This window comes from Streptomyces roseoverticillatus, from assembly GCF_000719265.1.
Taxonomy (GTDB): Bacteria; Actinomycetota; Actinomycetes; order Streptomycetales; family Streptomycetaceae; genus Streptomyces; species Streptomyces roseoverticillatus.
Window position 1 is genome coordinate 179336 of record NZ_JOFL01000007.1, and the last position, 20017, is coordinate 199352.

Annotated in this window: 12 protein-coding genes; 2 read left to right on the plus strand and 10 right to left on the minus strand. The window is 68.8% G+C overall.

Going from position 1 to position 20017, the window contains the following annotated elements; genetic code table 11:
• Positions 1-138: 138 nt before the first annotated feature.
• The 5 genes from IF61_RS0110645 to IF61_RS0110660 form a co-directional block, all read right to left on the minus strand.
• Positions 139-1086, minus strand: coding sequence for a hypothetical protein (locus IF61_RS0110645; RefSeq protein WP_030366056.1), 948 nt, complete (start codon positions 1084-1086; stop codon positions 139-141).
• 48 nt (positions 1087-1134) lie between these two features.
• Positions 1135-2316, minus strand: a complete 1182-nt coding sequence (locus IF61_RS0110650) for an AAA family ATPase (protein WP_030366057.1) — start codon at positions 2314-2316, stop codon at positions 1135-1137.
• Positions 2313-3587, minus strand: a complete 1275-nt coding sequence (locus tag IF61_RS0110655) for a DUF262 domain-containing protein (RefSeq protein ID WP_043188591.1) — start codon at positions 3585-3587, stop codon at positions 2313-2315. The genes IF61_RS0110650 and IF61_RS0110655 overlap by 4 nt, the downstream gene beginning before the upstream one ends.
• 217 nt (positions 3588-3804) lie before the next feature.
• Positions 3805-3921 carry a DUF397 domain-containing protein gene (locus tag IF61_RS34045; protein WP_342667982.1) on the minus strand — a complete coding sequence of 39 codons (117 nt, stop codon included), beginning with the start codon at positions 3919-3921 and terminating at the stop codon, positions 3805-3807.
• A gap of 17 nt (positions 3922-3938) precedes the next feature.
• Positions 3939-4544 (minus strand): helix-turn-helix domain-containing protein, encoded by a 606-nt coding sequence (locus IF61_RS0110660; protein ID WP_052392601.1) that lies wholly within the window; start codon positions 4542-4544, stop codon positions 3939-3941.
• 519 nt (positions 4545-5063) lie between these two features.
• On the opposite strand from IF61_RS0110660, the gene IF61_RS0110665 reads away from it, so the two are divergent.
• The gene (locus tag IF61_RS0110665) at positions 5064-5303 is read left to right on the plus strand and encodes a hypothetical protein (protein WP_030366060.1); all 240 of its coding nucleotides are present in this window, start codon (positions 5064-5066) and stop codon (positions 5301-5303) included.
• Complete coding sequence (locus IF61_RS0110670; protein WP_030366061.1) at positions 5300-5536, plus strand: DUF7848 domain-containing protein; 237 nt, start codon at positions 5300-5302, stop codon at positions 5534-5536. The genes IF61_RS0110665 and IF61_RS0110670 overlap by 4 nt, the downstream gene beginning before the upstream one ends.
• 159 nt (positions 5537-5695) lie before the next feature.
• Here the strand turns inward: IF61_RS0110670 and IF61_RS0110675 are convergent, their stop codons facing one another.
• The 5 genes from IF61_RS0110675 to IF61_RS0110695 form a co-directional block, all read right to left on the minus strand.
• Positions 5696-11236, minus strand: coding sequence for a hypothetical protein (locus tag IF61_RS0110675; protein ID WP_030366062.1), 5541 nt, complete (start codon positions 11234-11236; stop codon positions 5696-5698).
• Between the two features lies 1 nt (position 11237).
• Positions 11238-14153 carry an SNF2-related protein gene (locus IF61_RS0110680; protein WP_342667983.1) on the minus strand — a complete coding sequence of 972 codons (2916 nt, stop codon included), beginning with the start codon at positions 14151-14153 and terminating at the stop codon, positions 11238-11240.
• A 275-nt stretch (positions 14154-14428) separates the two neighbouring features.
• Complete coding sequence (locus IF61_RS0110685) at positions 14429-15586, minus strand: serine/threonine-protein kinase (protein ID WP_030366064.1); 1158 nt, start codon at positions 15584-15586, stop codon at positions 14429-14431.
• Positions 15587-15937: 351 nt separating this feature from the next.
• Positions 15938-17008, minus strand: a complete 1071-nt coding sequence (locus tag IF61_RS32245) for a hypothetical protein (RefSeq protein WP_245684474.1) — start codon at positions 17006-17008, stop codon at positions 15938-15940.
• 282 nt (positions 17009-17290) lie between these two features.
• Complete coding sequence (locus IF61_RS0110695) at positions 17291-19879, minus strand: GmrSD restriction endonuclease domain-containing protein (RefSeq protein ID WP_030366065.1); 2589 nt, start codon at positions 19877-19879, stop codon at positions 17291-17293.
• Between the last annotated feature and the right edge of the window lie 138 nt (positions 19880-20017).

The window sequence follows — 20017 nt, forward strand, 5'->3', positions numbered from 1 at the left end:
CCCGGCATCTCCTTCGTTCCGTCGTCTTCGTCGGTGCCGCCCTCCAGGGGCCGGCGCCACGCCCCCACGTTAACGGGCGGGTCCGACATCTCACCCTTGGCGGGTCGGCCGCGACCCGCGGCTGCCCGGTCACCCGGCTCAGACCCCGAGTTTGCGGCCCACGTACGCGATGCGCAGGGTGCGCTGCTCGTGCAGGAGCCGGAAGTGCATCCGCCCCGGCGAGGGCAGGAATTCACAGTGCCAGTCGAAGAGTCGCTGTTCCCCGTCGAGGTCCGTGAACCAGCACAACCGCCGACGCGACTCGAACTCGGGGCGCACGTCGGATAGCCATTGCGGTGCGATGGGGCGGGTGTCCGGGTCCCACGCGGACACCGCGTCCTCAAGCTCCGCGAGACGGTCCCGCACGGGTTGCACCCACACCGAGGGCAGCTGGCGCAGGTGCGCTTCGACCTCAGGCAGGAACTGCAGCCGCGGAAAGAGGTCGGCCCGTCGCTCCCATAAGTGGCCGCCGTGCCGGACGGCCGCGAGGCCTCCTCTGCGGACGGTCTCGGCTTCGTCCCGGATCCAGGACGCGTGCACGTCGACATGCGCGGACGAGGACAGATGCCGCACCTGAACCTCGCTGGTGTCCGAACGGTATGTGCCGTCCTCCCCCTCCACCAGCCGCTCGCGCTCCAGCGTCACATGGTCCGTACCCCAGCACCGCTCCACCGCCAAGGAGACCCCGAGGCCGCCCATCAGATGGGCAGCCCCGAGCCCTTCCACCGGCTCGCCCTGGTGCCGGTACTCCACGTCGTAGAAGTCCTGCCCCTCCGGGAAGACGACCCGGTGCGGCCACTTGCTCTGCATCTGGAGCAGCCGACGCCACGCATCACGGTTCCTCGGGTTGCCGTGCCACTTGCCGATCGGATGGCCTGCCGCGATCTGGATACCGGTGATCGGCTCCCGGCTGACCAGCGCGGTGCCCGCCCGGTCGGCCCGGACCACCGCGAGCACGGCCCGCGCGAGTTCCGTCATGGCCCCGTCGGCGCGCGCGGGGTCGCACCCGGTTCCGCAGGATCTCTCGTTCAGGAACAGCAGCGGCACGCTTCCCCCTCCGTGATGTCGTACGCGCCTTGGACCGGGCCCGGGCCGTCAGCCCAAGAGCTCGTCGAGCGTGTTCTCCAGCTCGTCGAAGAAGCCCTCGGGCCATTGGTCGAGCAGGCCGTCCCGGTCGATGCGGGGGCTGGTGACGTCCACGCCTGTGCCGTCGCCCCGGAAGAAATGGAGGGCGGTCTGCTCCGGTGCGAGCACGCGGCGCTTCACGGCGAGCCGCACCCCGTTCAGTACGTGGTCACTATGCGTCTCGACGACCAGCTGGGCACCCTGTGCCGCCGCGGCCGAGGCGAGCGCGGCCATGCGGGTCTGCCCGCGCGGGTGCAGATGCGCCTCGGGATTCTCCAGGAGGACCAGCGATCCGGGCCGCGCGGTCAGGCAGGCCACGACGATGGGCAGCGCGTAGGTGAGGCCGAAGCCGACGTTGGTGGGGCGCCGGCGGGTGCCGCTCGGGCCGTCGAAGCCGTACGAGAGGCGGACCGAGTCGGTCCCCTCGATGGCGGCCGCCTGGATGTCCACGCCGGGGCACAGCTCCCCGATCCAGGCGGCGGCCTGGTCGAGGAGCCGCGGCGACTGGGCGCGCGGATGGCGCAGCGGGCCGTCCGGAACCTCGTCTCTGGCATGGTGCCGCAGGAAGTTGACGGTGTGTTCGCCGCGTACGCCGAGGAAGCCGCGACCGATGGCCGCATGGTGGTCGCGCGGATAGAACTCGGCGGGCGAAATGCGGTCGGCGTGCAGGTATTGGAACCCGGCCGTGAAGTAGCCAGGGATGACCGCCGCGTCCCCGGCCGGGGGCGTCGCACCCTCGGTCGTCAGGGGGAGGGCCACGCGGGTCAGTGGCAGCAGATTCTGTTCGGGCTCGTAGGCGGCGGTCCAGGAGTAGCGGTACGCGCCCTCGCTCACCGCGAGTGTGATCTCCGCCTCGTAACCCGTGAAGTCCTCGTGCAGGACGTCGTGGCCGGTGCCCAGAGTGACGAGTTCCCCGTTGAGGAGAAAGCCGTTGTCGACGGCCGCGATCTTGCCAACGTCTTCCGCTTCTTCGACCGGTCCCCGGATCTGGTCGAGATCGCCGGCCGCGTACGACTGCTGGAGCAGCGCGAGCGCCTGGAGGACGCTGCTCTTACCGGAGGAGTTGAGGCCGGTCAGCAGGGTGAGCGGGGCGAAGGACAGGTCGGCATGTTGGAACGCCTTGAAGTTCGTCAGCGTCAGCCGGTCGATCACTGTTCCCCTACCCCCCGGAAGAGCTCCGCCACCGCGGCGAACCTCTTGCGCACCTTCTTCGTGTCGCCCGTGGCGACGGAGATGGCGCGGTCGAAATCCCAGTCCTTCATCAGCTCGAAGAACCCTTCGAGCACCCTGTCACGGGACGTTACCAGTGTGTCCCGTGAGTGATCATCCAAGATGGCGAGATTGACCGCGACCGTCTCGAATAGAGCCTTGTTGATGGGCGATTTACCCTTTCCGCCCCGCCACTTTCGGAACGCATGCTCCCCGAAGAGCGCCTTCGCACAGCGCATCGCCTTGCGGAACTCCACGGCCAGCACCTCCCGCCGCTCCTCGCTCAGCCGGTTGACGCCGTGCATGGAGTCCACGAGGAACTGGTCGAAGTCCCGCTGCGCATGGCGGGCCGGATCGCTGAGCCGGAACGCCAGGAAACGGAGCACCATCTCCCGGTCGGCCATGCGTTCGTTGGACACGCTGTGCCCCGTGGCGTCGCCGAAGGCCGGGTCCTCCGCGAGGTCGGCGAGGTAGCCGCGGATGGGCCCCTCGATCATGGCGTGCCGGATCTCCTGCGGGGTAAGCGGCAACCCCCCGGTATTGATCCGCGAGAAGACGTTGAACTTCACGGCTTCCGGGGTGCCCTGCTGAATGATGTGGACCACGAGCTGGGTCTCGCGCAGCCTGATCCGCAGCCGGCCGGTCAGGTCCTGGTACCCCTTGCCGTGGAAGTCCCGCAGATAGTCGAGCCCGCGCAGGGTGAGCGGCGGCATGTCGACGGCCTCGGGCCCCATGAACCGGGCGATCGCCGTCAGCCGCTGGATGCCGTCGACGACCGACCAGTTGTCCTCCTCGTCCTGCGCCATATGAAAGGACGAGATGGGGATACGCAGCAGCAACGACTCGATGAGGCGGCTCTGCTGTACGTCGGTCCAGATGCCGGCCCGGCGCTGGAAGTCCGGCGCCAGGTCGATCATGCCCTCCCGTAGGCGGGAGAGGAGGAGATCGACCGTGGTCGCCTGCGTCTCGATCTTGATGTTCTCGGGCCGGAAAGGCGCGGAGATCCCATCGGCGTCGGCCGCGCCCTCCTCGTCGGCGGGCTGCTCCAGCTCCACACCGGTCGGAAGCCCGTCGGCTCCGACTTCGACGGGGCCGGTGAGTAAAGGGAAGAGACCCGACTCCGGCACCTCCGACTCCACCACCGGCAGCTGGTACCGCTGATACCCCACGGCCCGCTCACGCCGTACGCTGCCGCTGTCCTCAAGCCCTCTCATGACTCCCCGTCACCCTCGCTCGCCGCCGCCCGTTGGCCCTGCGGCCAGCTTATAGACGGCGGGCAGGCGAGTCAGTGCGGCGGCGCTGGCCACGGCCTTCTGGATTGAGGTGCCGCAGGGCTCGTCCGCACAGGTCACACGCTTACGCCTAGCGCCCCGGGCACGGGTCAGCCACAGCCGGGTGTCCGTGCTGGGGCTGACCTGTTCCTGTCGGAGCTCAGTCGGCATCCGGGAAGACTCCAGCCCGTATCCCCGATATGAACTCGGTCCATGCTCTTGTGGCGACACGGAGAGAAGGGCCGTGCGAGTCCTTGGAATCACGGACGGGCACCACACCGGGGAAGCCGTCGGCTACCTCGACGCAATCCCCATCGCCTGCAGATGTTCCAGCTGAGCACGCATAACCTTGGCGCCTCCGACCTGCCCACGCAGAGCACCCTCACCCTCGATCACGCACACCTGAGGAGCGCTCTCTCCAGCGAGCACCTCCTGCCGTTGCATGCGCACGGTCACAAGTTCATCGACTCGATGAGGCGGCATTCTCACCGGGGAAGCATGGAAGAGTTCGCGGGCGTAATCGGCAGTCTGCAGGAGACCGGCAATCAGCATGGGCTGATACGAGCGGATGTAGTTGGCCGTCTGCTCGTAGTCGATGTAGTCGGCATAGGACGGTAGAGCGACACCCAAGCGCTGCACCCATCCCCGCTCGGTCCCCCTCCGTGCAAGGCTGGCGACTTCCTCGATGTAGCTCGAATCATCGATCCCATAGAAGGTCATCAGGTCTCGGAGTTCACTCAGCGAGACACCCAGGCGCGCATTCTCGATGCGGCTGATCTTGGACCGGTGACAGCCGATGCGCTCGGCCGCCTCCTCCGGCGTCTTGCCCGCGCCCTCCCGCAACCGGGCGAGCAGCGCGGCGAGTCTGCGACGGCGGACAGACGGGCGCGGTTCGGACACAGGCTCAACCCCCTACACCGGCAAGCGAAGTGGGACTCAGGCTACAGCCAGCACAAGATCCGAACATGTTCCGGAACAGTTGCGGATGATCTATGGCCCGGAGCACACTACGCGGAGCGTTCACCTCTCGTCGCTTTGAGTGATCTTGGTGAGGGTTGCATAGGGCACCCGTGTGCCCAAATCCGCTGCCGCGTACACGAAGACAAACCCCGGCGACCGTCCTACCGGCCCCGGGGCGTGGCCAACCTGAAGGGACAGGTCAACAATGGTCAACCTTATCGTCCGATGCCTCGAATGGCTGAAGGCGTTGCTCACGCCCGATGCACCCGGCGGAGGCTCCACCCGCCACCCCGCTCACGCGGCTCCCGCTACGCACCCCGCAGCGACCCAGGTGCGGCAGGGCACGCACCCTTCCGACTAGCCGATCGACAGCGGCAATAGGCCCGAACCCATGTTGTGGGTGACGGCGCACGGGATCGACATCCGGCCCCGACAGCCTCACAGCGGGGAGGCGGGCCGATGAACGCCGACGACCACACCGCCCAACAGACCCCCGAGGACGGCTCGTTCGTGATGGACGCGAGCAAGGGCAAAGTCGGGCAGGTGATGGGCCACGAGGGGCCGTGTTTCCAGCTCCGTCCGCTCCAAGGCGGACGGGAGTGGGAAGCACGGCCGGAAGACGTACGGCTCGCGACGGACGCCGAGAGGCTGAGCGCCAAGGCCCAAGCAGCGAACTCGGCGAGGAGGTGGTGGGGATGAGCGCGCACACGGTGATCCGATTCACCGACTGGATGATCGGCCCGGAGAGGGCACCGGAAGCCCCGCCAGTCATCCACGAGTTGGAGTGCACCACGTGCAACGCCGCCTCCAAGGCGACCGAGGACTTCGAGGACGCGCGCGACTGGGCCTTCGAGCACGTCGGCCGCAATCCTTCCCATACGGGCTACCGGGAGATCATTCACCGGTTCTGGCGCGCCACGCAGGTGAGGTGATCAGCACCCCGTAGACGCCTGCCCTGGCCGTTCCCTGCCAGGTGAGGACGGCCAGCGGCCGGGGCAGGCTCCCTATCCCCTGATTGGGCCCCGGCCTGTTCCGCCTCACAGCGGACAGCCGGGACCCTGCCGTTTCTGCCGACAGCGGCGAGTTGCGGGTTACGCGCCCGGGGCCCACTGCCCCTTGTCGACCGCCTCCTGAAGCCGCTTCAAGAAGACGGCGTGCGCCTCGCGCATCTCCTGTTCACGGTTGGCCTTGTAGAAGGGGGCGGTGTAGCCCTCTGGGGGATTGGGGCGCTCACCCTTGTCGAAGGCGAGGAAGTGCTCGTAGTGCTCCTTGGTCTGGCCGTGGCCGTGTGCGTACGGATCCTGCGCCAGTTGACGACCCTTCGCGTCGAACCACATCTGGGACTCGCGGTCCGCGAGGATCGCGTACCGGGCCTTGTGGATGGCCACCAGCTCGTCGGCGCTCATGCCGAGCCATGCCGCCACCAGCGCGTCGATCTCGACGAGGGCGGCGCGGCGCTCGTACTCGGTACGCAGCGGGGTGGCATACTCCCAAGCTGGCTTGAGATGCCCGGCGAGCGGAGCCAGCTTGGGCCACTTCACGGCCCAGTCTTCGTAGCCGGGCCAGGTCATGCCGTAGAGCTCCAACCAGAGCGGACCGTATGCCTCAGTGAGACAGTTGAGGCGCAAGGTACGAAGAAGGAGAGCGGCGGCGAGAGGGTGAGCAGGGTCGGCGGCAGGCAACTTTTGAGCTTCACCGGGCTCAAGGTTCGCCTTGCCCGTGATACGCAGTCTGTAATCAAGCGGCAAGGAAGCCCAAAATCCCGCATTAAGCGCCGTCAACCGATTATCACCCAGCGCTGCCGAAAGAACGCCGTGGATATGCGTGGGGCCTGGCGGGATCAAGGCAGCGAAAAGGCTACGCTCGGTATTAAACGGGACCATCTTGCGCCACGCCAGTCTGTAGAACTGCGTGTACGGCCGAAACCACCACATCCGCCGCCGCAGCAATTCCCGCTGCTCATCCTCTGAGAGGCCCAGCTCCTCCTCGGTCAGCACTTCTTCACGGTTCACCCACTGTTCAGGGCTGGGTTCCCAATCGACATTCAACCGTGACCGGTCCAGCCAGTGGTCCTGGGCTTCCTCATAGCGCCTCAGCGAGCAGGACTCTGGGCGCGCATAGCCAGTCCGTGGTACGGCGTCTCCGGGCAGCTCGGCGAGATCGAAGCTCGTCCAGTCATGCGTTCCCCGGCACTGCATGTTCGGCTGCTTGCTGAACGGCGTGGCAATACCGATGTGCGGCCCCTGAAGCACAAGTTCGGAGAGCGAGCCAGGCTGACATGTGTTCCATCTGATGAAGCCATCGTCCTTCCCCGTCTTCTCATGAAAGCCTTGACTGATCCTCGGCTCATACATCCCCAACCGAGCCTTGACCTCTGACAGCGCCGCGATGGCCCCCTGTTCTGCAGTGGTCAACGGCTGCAACAGCATCACCTGCCTGGGAGGGATGCCTGTGTCCCCTTCCAGCCGCTGCCATTCCGTGAGCATCGCTTCATCGACTGTCATCACGCGTGACCTGTGCGGACGAAGGTCCCATGCGCCACAATGCTTCATGCCGGGAATTTCACCTTGCCCGTCATGGTTCAGCGATGGCAGTAGAGGTTCCACACCGTACAAACCGCTCAGACTGACGAAGCGGATAGCGCTTTGTGGGGAACCATAGATGTGTACACCAAACTCGGCGGTTCTGCTTGCCTCGAATGCCCAGTTGCCTACGTTCACGAACCCAGCGCGCAGCCGGAGTCGCGGATAGGCCGCTCCGCGAATCCTGCCATCCTTGGTACCTCCCAGATGGGTGTCAGGGTGCACAAGCCCCGCCATGCCTTTTATGCCGAGATTCCCCCAAGCCCGGCACATGAACGCCCGATACAGGTCCGGCTGCGTCCCCGTCAGCACCGGATACGTCACCGGCGACCCGAGCCATTGCCCCATCGCCGCGTTGGAAGCCAGCTCCCCAAGGAAATACGGAGTAGCCCCCTCCTCCCCCAGCGCCTCACTCTTCCGTTCCCGCCACACCGTCACACTCGGCTTCTCGGCAAGTTTGAACCACGGCTCCAGCTCCGCAAGAACCGTGTCCTCCTCCCACCTCGGCCGCACCCAAGGCGGATTCCCCACCTGTAGATCGAACCCACCCCCCGGCCCCCGGAACACATGCGCGAAGTGCAGCTCCCAGTGGAAGAAGCCGTGCCCGTCCTCCGCCTTTATGTCGCGCTCCGTCGTGCCCGCGATGTCCTCGACCACATTGAGCCAGGGGAAACGGATCGGCAGGTTGAACGTCCGGTCCATGCCCAGCACGCCGTCGAGGCTGCGCTCGTACGCCTCCAACAGCGGCAGTGCCTCGTCCACCGGGAGGCCGTCCAGGCCGTCCAGGAAGGAGCCGTCCTCGGCGTCCTTCGTGCCGAGGGTCGCCTCCAGGAAGTCCAGCCAGTCGGCGAAGGTCTTCAGGGGAATGGCCGGACGCCACCGGTCCTCGGCGATCTGGGCCTTCCGGCCGCCGGCTCCGCCCCGGGACTTCGTACGCAGGCCCGCTTCGTCGTCGACCGCCGGCCCGCCCAACTCTCCCTGCTCGCCGTCCGGGTCGTCGAAGAGCCCGGCCGCCTGCCAGATCAAATCACCCGGCGCAGGACCGCTCGGGAGCGCGGGCTCGGCCGACGCCGACGACTCTGCCGACGCCCTGCCCGCCAACAAGGCCGCCACATCACGGACCACCCCACCCCCCGGCTCGTACTCCGGAGCCGAACCGTCCAGCAGGCCCACCTGGTCCAGCGGCCAGAACCACAGGGCGCACCACGCGTCCATGACCGTCTTCAGCCGCCAGTACGGCGTGCCGGCCGTCGTCAGGTCGTCCAGGATCTTCTGCTTGTCGGCGGCCTCCTCCGACGGCGTCAGCCAGTCCGCGCCCCAGACGTCGATCCGGCGGGATACCTTCCGCTCGGACAGCTCCAGGCGCTTGGCGACCAGGCTCCACAGGAACTCGGCCCGGCGGGCGACACGCTGCAGGCGCACCAGCTCCGTCTTCGACGCGGCCTTGGCCCACCGGTCGTAGCGCTTCTGCCGCTTGTCCCGCGGCTCGCCCTCCCGCTCCTCGAAGGGCTTGGGGCCCTTGGGAGCCTTCTGCATCCCCCTCCGCCACTGCCCGAGCGCCTTCGCCTGCTCCTCCGCCAGCTTCTTCGCCTCGGGCTCTCCCGCGACCGCGCCCCAGCCGATGGCCGGGAGGAGGAAGTGGTGGACGGCGCCTTCCGGCAGATCTCCGTCACGGAAAGGGAGCTCGGTGGGCGGCAGGGGGGACTTCTTCGACAGCCACTGGCCGTCCGGCAGCGCGTCCGCTCCGTACACCTTGCGGCCGGCCCCGATGAGGGAGTTGCCGCGCCGCAGGTGCAGGCCGAACCAGGGGGCGCGCATGCCGGGGTGCATGGAGTTGAGCCAGAGGGAGACCTCGGCCAGCTCCACGGCGGTGGCGTTCAGGTCGACTCCGTACGCGTTGTGGAGGGCGACGTACGCCTTGGCTTTCTGGAGTTCGATCTGGCGCTGCTCGGGGTCGACGCGGCGGCCCAGCTCCTCCTCGCGGCGGCGCAGGTACTCGGCCGCGACCTGGTCGATGGCCTCGTTGAGGAACGCGCCCGAGCCCAGCGCGGGCTCGCAGATCTTCCACTCCAGCAGCTCACGGGCCGGCGTGGTCGCGCCGTCCTGGTCGAGGCGGTGCTTGAGGGCCAGCTCGACCGTGACCTCGGTCAGGGACTTCGGGGTGTAGTACGAGGCGGAGGTCTGGCGGTCGCGGCCCGCCAGGCGGTACACGAACGAGCCCTTGGGGTGCACTACGCGCAGCGGGCGGCCGGTCTCCTCGTGGGGGCGCTCGACGAACACCTCGTCCGGGTAGTCCTGCACCCGGGAGGCCGGGATCATCCAGCTGCCGCCGGAGGGGTCGCCGCCCTTGGCGACCTCGTACAGGTCCTCCTCGGCGATGAAGCCGGTGTAGGACATCAGGCCCTCGTAGACCGCGCCGAGCTGGTTGATGCCGAGCTGGGCGTACGAGATGAAGCCGCCGCGCTCACGTCCCTTGCCCTTGGTGAGCATCAGCCGGCGCAGCACCTTGCGCAGGGTCTCGTTGCGCAGCCGGGTGTCCAGGAACTCGGGCTGTCCGGAGCCCTCCTCGTACGCGGGGTTCTCGGTCCGGTCGGCCGAGATGAGGCGTACGGCGTCCTTGTGGAACAGCTCCGAGCGCAGCGGCTCGAAGCGCAGGCCGACGTCGGCGCTGCGGGCGGCGGCCTTGCGGGAGCGGTCGGCCTCGCGGACGCGCTCGGTGTACTCGTCGCGGGTGATGTCCCCGGCGGCGAGGAGTGCGGCGGACTCCCGCTCGGCCTCGGTGGCGGCGCGGTCGGCGGCCTCGGCGGCCAGGTCCTCGGGCTCGCTGCCGTATGCCCGGTGGCCCTCCTCCACCTGCCGGAAGAGCAGGTCGAGAGATTCGTACAGGTGGAATCCGCGCCGGGACCGTTCGCCGACCAGGTCGCGTACGACGAGGTCACCGAGGCGCTGGAGGCCGTAGCCGCGCGCGTACTCGGGGTCGTCGGCGGGGAGGATGCCGAGGGACGGCTGCGCCTCGGCGTACAGCAGGAAGAGGATGCGGTAGAGGTAGCGCAGCGACTCGCGGCTGAGTTCCTTGGCGAGGCGGCCCGGGTCGTCGAGCTGCTGCGGTGTGACTCCCTGGTCCCGCAGCCGGGCCAGGACCTCGTTGGCGATCCACTCGACGGACAGGCGCAGGCCCTCGCGAAGCTCGGTGGAGACGCCGACGGCGTGCTTGCCGGACTTGTCGACGAAAGAGGCGAGCGGGGCCGTGCCGCCTTCCTCGGGGACGCGCAGCGAATCCGCGCCGAACAGCGCGGCGATGGTATCGAGTTCGCCGCCGTTGCGGTCGTCGCGCCGGTTGAGGGCAGCGTCCAGGTCGGCGGCGAGGTAGCGGCCCTCGTGCCAGGCGAGACGGTCCGCGAGGACGATTACGCCGCCGACTAGCAACAGGACGTAGCGGGGCGGCTCCTCGCACTCGAACAGGAAGTCGGCGAGGGCCTTGGCATCGGTGAGGCGGGCCGACGCCTCCAGCGTCACCGGGTACAGCAGGCGGCCCGCGCCGTCGGGGTCGAGGGCCGCGTCGGGCTCGGCGGTCCAGCCGCAGGCGACGGCGATCAGGCCGGGCTCGGCGTGCAGGGCCTGGACCGTGTGGTCGTGCCCGGCCCGGTGGACGGCCACGGCCCGCTCGTGGGCGTCCGCGTAGCCGAGCGCCCGCAGGGTGGCGAGGTGGAGCTCGGTAAGGCGCTTGGCCCAATCGGCGGGGACCGGCGCGTCCGGTTCGGCGAGCGCTTCCGCGTCGCGCGCGAGGTCGGCGCGGGACGCGAAGTAGGAGCCGTGCAGGGCACGCAGGCCCTCGCGTGGCGTGCGGACGCGCGGCGGGACGGCGGCGGGGTCCCGTCCCTCGGCCTCGGCCTCGGCGACCGCGTCGGCGTGGGCCCGCCGCGTCCGCTCCTCGGTGTCGGCCCAGCGAGCGAGGAGGCCGTCCTTGGCCTTGAGGTCCTTCGGGAGGACCTCGGCGAGGTAGTGGGCCGAGAGGTAGTCGCCGTGGTTGACCAGCGAGTCGTACGTCACGTCAGTGCTCCGCCGGGTCGTAGGCGTTGTCGGTGGTGGGGTCAGCGGCGGGCTTGTCCAGGACAGCCAGCACCCGCAGCAGGGGCAGGCCCGTCGTGTTCAATTGGTCGAGGAGATGTGCCTGTTCGTCGGCGGTCGCCTCGACCTGCTTCTTGCGCCGGTCGCTCGCACCGGACAGGGAGTCCAAGGAATCTGCCCGCCAGTCGGACAGGCGGTCGCGGTACTCGGCGAGCGGGCCGCTGATCTGCCGCGCCCACTTCTCCTTGTACGTCTCCAGGTGCTCGCGAGCCTTCGCCACGGCAGCCGGGACCAGCGACTGGAGGTGGGTGAGGTCGCGGGGATCACCGGTGCGGGCGAGATCGGGCCCCACCTTCGCCGCGTGCAGGGCTTCGGTCATCGTCCGGACGGGGACATCGGGGTCGGCGCTGACGGCCATCCACCGTACGACCGTGGGACGGCCCAGCGCGTTGGAGTAGATGCCCTGGATGAGGAAGGTCGGGTGGTCCACGTGCGGGGAGGTGATGACCGGTGCCTCCTGCCGACCGAACTGCACCAGCACCTTGTCGGTGAGCCACTCCACCACCGGGTGGATGTCGCTCAGGAAGGAGACGGTGGGCCAGATGGTGTCCGTGGCCTCACGGGCGTCGGTCAGCTTGTCCTGGGCGAGGCCGCGGTCGAAGGTCAGGATCATGCGCTCGGCGACGCCCTGTTCCTTCAGGTAGGAGGGCGGCAGGGCCTTGAGGCGGCGCAGCAGGTCGGGGGCCTTGTCCGGGGAGAGGGAGAGATAAGGGCGCTTGAGGGCGTCCTCGCTGCGGGACAGGCCGATGAGCTCCTCGGCCTGGTCCTCGTACAGCTCCGCGAGCGCCGTGTCGACGAAGGCCGCCGCGTCGCCGTCGAAGAGCGAGAGGACTTCCGCGCGCTCCGGCGGTTCCTCCTCGGTGATGGTGTCGACCTGGCCGAAGAGGCCCGCCAGGTCCGCGTCGTCCGCGGCGGGCGCGGACGCGAGGAAGTCCTCGACCGTGCCGCCCTCCACCAGCTCCCTGATGAGGCGCCGCTCTTCCTCGTCGGCACGGTAGTAGCCGGTCTCCGCCTCCGCGGTGCCGTTCAGCTTGTGGGCCTCCTCCTCCCGTGCGAGGAGCTTCTCGGCCACGGTCCTGTCGTCCTTGGCGCCGGGCTGGGCGGAGGTGAGGATCAGCGCCCGGAACTGCGGCTCGTGGCGCTGCCCGTACCGGTCGATGCGCCCGTTGCGCTGCTCGATGCGGATCAGCGACCAGGGGATGTCGTAGTGGATGAGGTGGTGGCACTGGCGGTGCAGGTTGACGCCTTCGGAAGCGACGTCACCAGTGAACAGCAGCCGGACCGGGGCCCCGGCAAGGCTGAATTCCTCGCGGATCAGACGCTGTTCCTCCTCGCCGAGCCCGCCGTGCATGACCCGTACGGCCTTGATCTCCCCGTCCTTGCCAGGGGTGAAGCCGAGGCGCGCGGGGACCGCCTCCGCCAGCCACTTGAGGGTGGGGACGCGCTCGGAGAAGACGACGGCACGCATATCACTGCCGGGACCGACGCCGATGTCCTTCAACTGCTCGACGAGGGCGTCCAGCTTGGCGGAATCCCCCGGCGCACTCCCGTCGCCCATGGAGCCGATGAGGGCACCCAGGCGGTCCAGGGCGGCCTGCTCCTCGCCGATCGCCGGGTCCGGCCGCCTGCCCTCGGCCTCGATGTCCCGTGTCCTCTTCGCGAGGGCGGCGACCCGACGCTCGACCGTCTCCTTGAGGGCGACGTGGGAGGACAGAAAGGTCTTGAGAACGTTGTAGGCGAACAGCGGATCGGTGCTCACGGAGGTGCGCTCCTGATCCGCCGTGCCGAACTCGGTGCTGCCGGACGGTGCGGGCAGCCAGTACTCGGCCAGTTCCGCGAAGACGCGCTCCTCGGCCTCGGTCGCCGGACAGTGCAGCGACAGGGTGGGGCCCCGGTCCGCCCATGCGTCACCGATGCCGTTACGGACCTCGGGACTGATCTTCGTGCGTCGGATGAAGAGGTGCCCGAGGTCGTCCGCCGGGTCGTAGTGGTCGCGGTCCACGATGGCCGCGGGGTCGAGAAGCGAGACCAGGTCGGCGAAGGACCGTTTGTCGCCGTTGTGCGGGGTGGCGCTGGCCAGCAGCAGGGCGTCGGTGCGCGGGGAGAGGGTCTCGGCGAGGGCACGGCGCTGGCTGCCCTGGTTGATGAGGTTGTGGGACTCGTCGATGACGACCGCGTCCCACTGGATGCGTTCCAGGTGGTGCCGGTACTGGCCGATGTTTTTGAGCGTGTCGACGGAGATGATGACGCGCTTGTAGTGGGTGAAGGGGTTGCGGCCGGCGGGGATCTCGCGCTGGATGCGCTGGATGCCGAGCGAGTCGAGTCGCACCAGCGGGATCGAGAAGCGGGTCCACAATTCGTGCTGGAACTGCTCCAGGACGCTCTGCGGGGTCACGACGAGAATGCGCTCGCCGCGGCCGCGGCGAATGAGCTCGGCCAGGGTGAGGCCGATCTCCAGCGTCTTGCCGAGGCCGACGACGTCGGCGATCAGGATGCGGGGGCGGAGGTTGCGCATCGACAGGGCGAGCTCCGCCGGTCGCTGCTGGTGGGCGAGCGGGTCGAGGAGGAAACGGTCGACCAGGGCAAGGCGGCGTTCGGACTGGGGCAGGGGCGTCTTGCGCAGGACCGCTTCGAGGAAAAGCCTTGCGCGCCGGAAGTAGGAGGAGGTGTCGGACACCAGGCGCGTCTTCTCCGGTTCGAGAAGCTCGACGGTGTCGATGCCGGTGAAGAAGACGGCTTCTTCGTCCCGTACGAACTCGGAAACGCCGGTGGCTTCGATCCGGTCACCGTCGTGGTCGGTCCGCCTCGCGGTCCTGACCAGCCACTCCTCGTCTCGCACGAGAATCTGGGCCCCTGGTGGGTACCGGGTCTGCCCCTGCTCTGCCACCCGTCGTTCCTCCGTCGGTCGTGCCGGGAAATGCGGCGTGCTCCCTACGCCCCAAGTGTTTCATGGGGCGTATGAGGGTCGTGACCGAATGCCGGTCGCCAAGGGCGGGACCCGGGCGCACGACGGCCCATGGTGACCCCGGCCCCTGGCGGCGCGTTTTTCGGCTGAGGCGCGCGGCTCGTCGGAGAGGTGAGTGATCGGCTCCTCAGAGGTGAGTAGTCGGCTCCTCAGAAGCGCGCGTCGCGCGCGTACTCACCCCTCAGGGCCTCGGCGATCCGCAGCGGCGCGGAGAGCTGGACGCCCGACCGCGCCGGGCCGCTCTCCTCGGGCTCCTTCGGGCCGGCCGGGGCGGGCTCGCCCCCCACCCGGGAGTTCCCCCGTTCCTCCGGCGCCTCCTCAGCTCGTGGCGTCTCCTCCTCCCGCGCGGCCACGTCCACGACGGTCGGCGTGTAACCGGTCCAGCCCTCGGAAAACCCTCCAGTCTCGGGCGATACGGGCAGCTCGGGCAGGGCGGCCACAGGGGTCAGGTCCGTGAGCCGGCGCTTGGCCTGGGCTGCGGTCAGCCCCTGGCCCGCCATGACCTGGACGAGCTCCGCGGTGACCTGCGCCAGTGCCGGCCGGGCGGCGGGGTCGAGGGCGAGCATCGCGGAGATCAGCGGTTCCAGCTGAGGCGGCAGCCCGCTCAGGTCCGGTGGCGTACCCGGGTCCTCGATCTTGAGTGCGACGGCCTGCCAACTGGGGCCGGTGTAGGGGTAGTGGCCGGTAGCCGCGTGGAGCAGGACCGCGCCCAGCGCGTAGACGTCCGCGGGCCGGTCGAGCTGGTGCTCGCCCCGGGCCTGCTCCGGAGGCATGCACAGGACGGAGCCGACGACCACGCCGGTGGCGGTCAGGATCGAGCGCCGCTCGGCAAGCACGGCAAGACCGAAGTCGATCACCTTGGGCCCGTGCGGAGCCAGCAGGATGTTCTGCGGCTTGAGGTCGCGGTGCAGCAGCCCCGCCTCGTGCACGATGCCGAGCCCTTCGGCCAGCAGGGCTCCGAGGCTGGCCGTCTCCACGAGCGGGAGCGGCCCGTGCTCGGTGACGAAGGCCAGCAGGTCGGGCCCGGCGACGAACTCGACGGCCAGCCAGGGCCGGTCCGCCTGGGCGTCCGCGGCGACGAAGGACGCGATGAACGGCCCGTACACCGTCTTGAGGCTGTCCACTTCGAGCAGGAACCGCGCCCTGCTGTCCTCGTCCAGTACCGACGGCTTGATCACCTTCACGGCGACCTGCTGGCCCGCCGGGGACTCCCCGAGGTAGACCTGCCCCATGCCTCCGGCACCGAGCCGGCACACCAGGGTGTATCCGCCGATGGTCAGCGGGTCGTCGTCCCTCAATGGCTCCACGGGCTGCGGGCCTTCCGTGTGGTGGTGGCTTCCTGTCTCCTCGACGCGGAGGTGGGCCGCGTGCGCCCCGGCAGTGTATTCGAGGGGAAGGACGTCACTGGGGGTGCACTCCGGTGAGGCTCAGGGGGTTTGTGAAGCCTCCGGCCCGAGGGCGTGGCCGCCCTCCCGGCTACGGTCGGAGGCCGTGTGCGTCCAAGGTCCGCATGAGGTTCCGCTTACGCCTCCGGTCGGCACACAAGGCAGTGATGTAGGCAGTGAACTCCTCCTCCGTGCCCAAGTGGCGGTGGCACTCGCGGAAACTGAGGAGCAGGCCCGCCAGCTGCTCGTAGACAGGGTTGCCCGTCCGCTGTTTCAAGAGCTCGGCCAGCCGCAGGTACACACCGAGTGCGTCGGCGGGCCGGGAGGCGCGGGCGAGGTCGGCGAGGGCGAGCCACTGAGTGTCGTCGGCTCCGGTTCGGGTCGCGGCCTGCCAGGCGGCATCGAGGTCCTTGTCGTCGAGGAGGACCTCGACAAGGACCGGGCCTGGGCGTAGCGGGTGCAGAGGTAATCGATGAGATCGAGGCTTCTGTCGGACATGTCGGCAGAGCCCGGAGCTTCGGCGAGGCCGCGCTCCGCCCAGCTCAGCGCCTCGCCCTGGCGGCCTACGGCATCGAGCTCGCGGGCGATGGTGAGATGAGTGCTGCCGTCCGGGGCGAGGTAGGCCGCGTGCACCGCGATCACCGCGTCCACGTCACCCCCCTTCTTGGCCAGGCGCTCCACCAGGTACTTCTCCGCCCAGCCGGTGCGGTTGTCCCGCCAGGCCGCCATCGCCGACTCCCTGAGCGTGGCCAGCCCTTGTGGGCCCAGCACGTCCTCGTAGTCGAACGGGTCGATGTCGATGAGGTCGCCCAGGTCACCGAGCGCCTGGCCGACCAGCCAGCGCGCGGTGTCGTCCGGGTCCGGACGTGCCGCGACGCAGGCGTCCAGGTGCGCCTCGGCGAGACCGGCAGCGACCTCGCCCAGCAGCCCGTCGGAGTCATCGACCTGTTCATGGGTCTCCGCGAGGTGCCGCAACGCTTCCCTGCTGAGGTCGATCGCGTCACCGGCGCGGCCTGCGGCGGTCAGCGCGGTGATGGCGGACACCGCCTGCTCCGCCTGTTCGCCGTAGGCGCGGGCGTCGGCGTACTCGACGTATCCGTGCTGTGCGAAGGGACCGATGTCGAGGAGTTCTCGGACGCAGGTGCGGACTTCTGCGAGGTCTCCCCGGGCGCCGGCGGCGCGCAGCTCCAGTCGCCGGCGCACGTTCCGGTCCTGGTCGACCTGTTCGCGTAGGAGCGCGAGCAGCTCGTCCTGAGAGAGGCCCGTCAGCCAGGCGTCCAGGCCGTCGGCCCGGGTGCGGGCCCGGGCGCGCTGCTGGGGCAGGCGCCCTTGCCTGGACAGCAAGGTCAACCCGACCGCGACGAGGTGCTTGCAGAAGTGGCCTTCGAGGCCGTACGGACAGTCGTACTGTCCAGCAGGCCCTCGGGCGCCTCCAGCTCCAGCTCTACTTCGTAGGCTTCGGTTCCCCGGACCGTCGCGGTGACCCAGCTGTCGCCGATTTCCGTCACAGTCGCCAAGTCCAGGTGTCCCTGGCTGCTGGGAGTGCCATCTTCCTGCATCGCCAAGCGGGAGTTCGGCCCACGGGAACGGCCATATGCGAGCGGGGGCGGGGGGACAGCCTGCGATTCAGGTCGCGTCCCGGCCCTCCCAGCGGTCCCGGAACCAGCCCAGCGCCTCGCACAGGACCTCGCGGTTACGGTCGATTTCCAACAAGGAGAGCCGGAAGCTGGGGCGCAACTCCAGCTTGCCCTCCGGGATCGAGACGCCTTCCAGCTCATTCAACCTGCCGAGCAGTTCGGCGCGCAGGGAGCGGTCCGTGAAGGGCTCGCGGCTCGCCAGGTGCTGGAACACGACCTCCGCTACGCCGCCGCGCCCGCTGCCCGGATAGACGGTCAGCGGGCAGATTCCCTTGCCTGGGCTGCCGGCGTTCCCGAGCATGAGGAAAGCACTGGTCGTGACCTCACCGGCGCCGTGGCCGATCCAGCCTCCAAGTTTCTCCCAATGAGTGAACAGCTCACGCACGGCTGACACGGTCGCGGGAGTGTCGTCCGCCGCGAGCTGACGGAGGAACCTCGCAGCGCGGGTCTCCTCGCCTTGCGGCTCCGCGCCGTCCTGCGCGGTCTCCTCCGTCACCGCCGACTCATCCTCGCCCTCGGTGCCGGCCAGCAGCAGAGCGAGGTCGTCGCTGGTGAGGCGCTGGGCCGGATCGGCCGCCCCGGTGACGGTGAAGTGGATGCCGTCGGCACTGAGCCGGGCACGGACATCGCCGCCATCTCGTCCGGTCCACTGGAAACCCTCGGCGATCCTGCCATCGGCGTTGAGCACCCGGTAGGCGTTGGCCACTCCGTCCGTCTTGGCGAGATGGCTGCCCACAGCCTGGGCTCCGGACCCGATGAACGCGGCCAGATCTCCGTAGGACGTCCAGGTGCCGTGCGGAAGGCCGGCCAGCACCTGGTGGGCCAGGTGCCAGTCGCGGCTGCGCGCGGCGCGTCCGACACCTCGCAGCGGGGCGGGCCACAGCCGGACCGCCCGGACGGCGAGTTCGTCGGCTCGGGCGAGGATCTCCCGGGCACCCCAGCGCTCGGTCGCGGCAATGCGTCTGTTCATCTCCAGGTGACTGCCTTGCAACAGCCCCTGCTTACGATCGAAGGGGTGGTTGGACAGCTCCGAGTTGACACCGGTCAGCGTCAGATTGCCGAGCGTGTGCTGCAACCGGGCGTGGAGTTCCTCCGCGCTCTCGCCCTCGGCCGCGTCCTCGTGCAGCATCCGCATCCACTCCTCGCCGGGCGATTGCGGCATCACGTGCTCAATGGTCAGCTGCGCCGGGCCGAAGTCCACCGGCTCGGGGTGCTCGTGGCTCTCTTCCAGCCTCTGGAGCACCAGCCTCCGCTGATTCGGCCGACCGTACTGATAGAAAGGCGCGGTTCTGATCTTCTCGCGCAGCTCTTCGTCATCCGGCCAGAAGCGGTTCTCGGCGGAGAGGAGCTGATGCAGTCCGTCGGCGACCGGCACATCGTGCGGGAGTTGGGCGGGCACGGACTGGAAGATCCTGTTCAGATTGTTCGTCGGCACCCGGCAGATCGTTCGCCGTACCAGGAAGCTCTCGATGTACGACATGGCCCGCGCTGTTTCACGTTCGTCCAGCTCTCCTCGAGCCCGCCGGTCGAGCAACAGCATCAGCGCCGGATAGGTCACCACGGCCTGCCAGTCGTGCAACCGCTTCAAGTGGCCGCGGACCAGGGGGGAGGTCTCCTCCGCCGGGTGGATCACCTTGCGGAAGAGCGAGCTGCGGCGGTGCAACTCCTTGATGTAGGACTCGATGTCCGCCTCGGCACCCGCCCCATCCGCCCCCTCGCGCTCGAGGCGCTGCTGCTGGGCGGCGTACAAGTCCTGCCGACGGACTCGGTCGTCCCCGTCGAGCACCAGCTGCAGCCACATCAGCTGTTCGAGCTCGTCATTGCTCAGGCTGGCTTGCAGCGGCAGCCAATGGGTCTCGTAGACATACTCACCCCGAGTCGGCAGGCGCATGAACAAGTAGTTGCGCAGCAGGTCCGCTTGGCTGAGTTTCAGTCCGGTGTTGTTGAGCGACTCGAAGATGCGGTGGACGTTGTCACCGCGCTCGGCGGTCACCGCCACCAGCGTGAGCCGGGACGTGATCGCCTGCTCAATACGCAACACGCCCTGCGCGCCTGCCGGATCATCCGCTTCGACCAGCTTGCGGCGGAAGAAGCGGTAGGCGGTGGCGACTCTGTCCCCCGAAGCCCGCTCCGAGTGGACGCTGTGGATGTGTGCGGCGTACTGCGGCCGGTCTGCCTGGGTGGGCAGCAGGCGAAAGTAATCGTCACCCCTCTTGCGCTTGTTGATGAGGTATTCCTCGTCGATCCGCTCGGACTCGTCCGGCTGTCCGTCGGCAATGTGGTCCCGGATCGCTGCCAGCGCGAGGGACAGAGTCGTCAGCCGCTGCTGGCCGTCGACAACGAGCCAACGGGGAAACGTCGCCTCGTTCTGCGGGGACGGGGCAAGCACGACCGAGCCGAGGAAGTGCGTGTTCGCCGTCGCACCTGACTCAAGTAGTTCAGCCTGCTCAAGGATGTCGCTCCACAGCTGCGCCAGCTGCTTCTCCGACCAGGAGTACGTACGCTGATACAGAGGGACTTGGAACTGCTGAGCCCGCCCCTGAACCAGGTCGGCGAACAGTGTCTCTTTAGCCTGCATTGGTGGTGTCCGTCCTCGCTCGTCTCGCCCCATCAGGACCTCTCGGCGGCGACGATACGGCCCGCCACTGACATTGCTGATCCTGGAGCCGGCGCAGCGCGCCGGCCCTCGGACGGCACAGGACTTTTCAGCCACCGC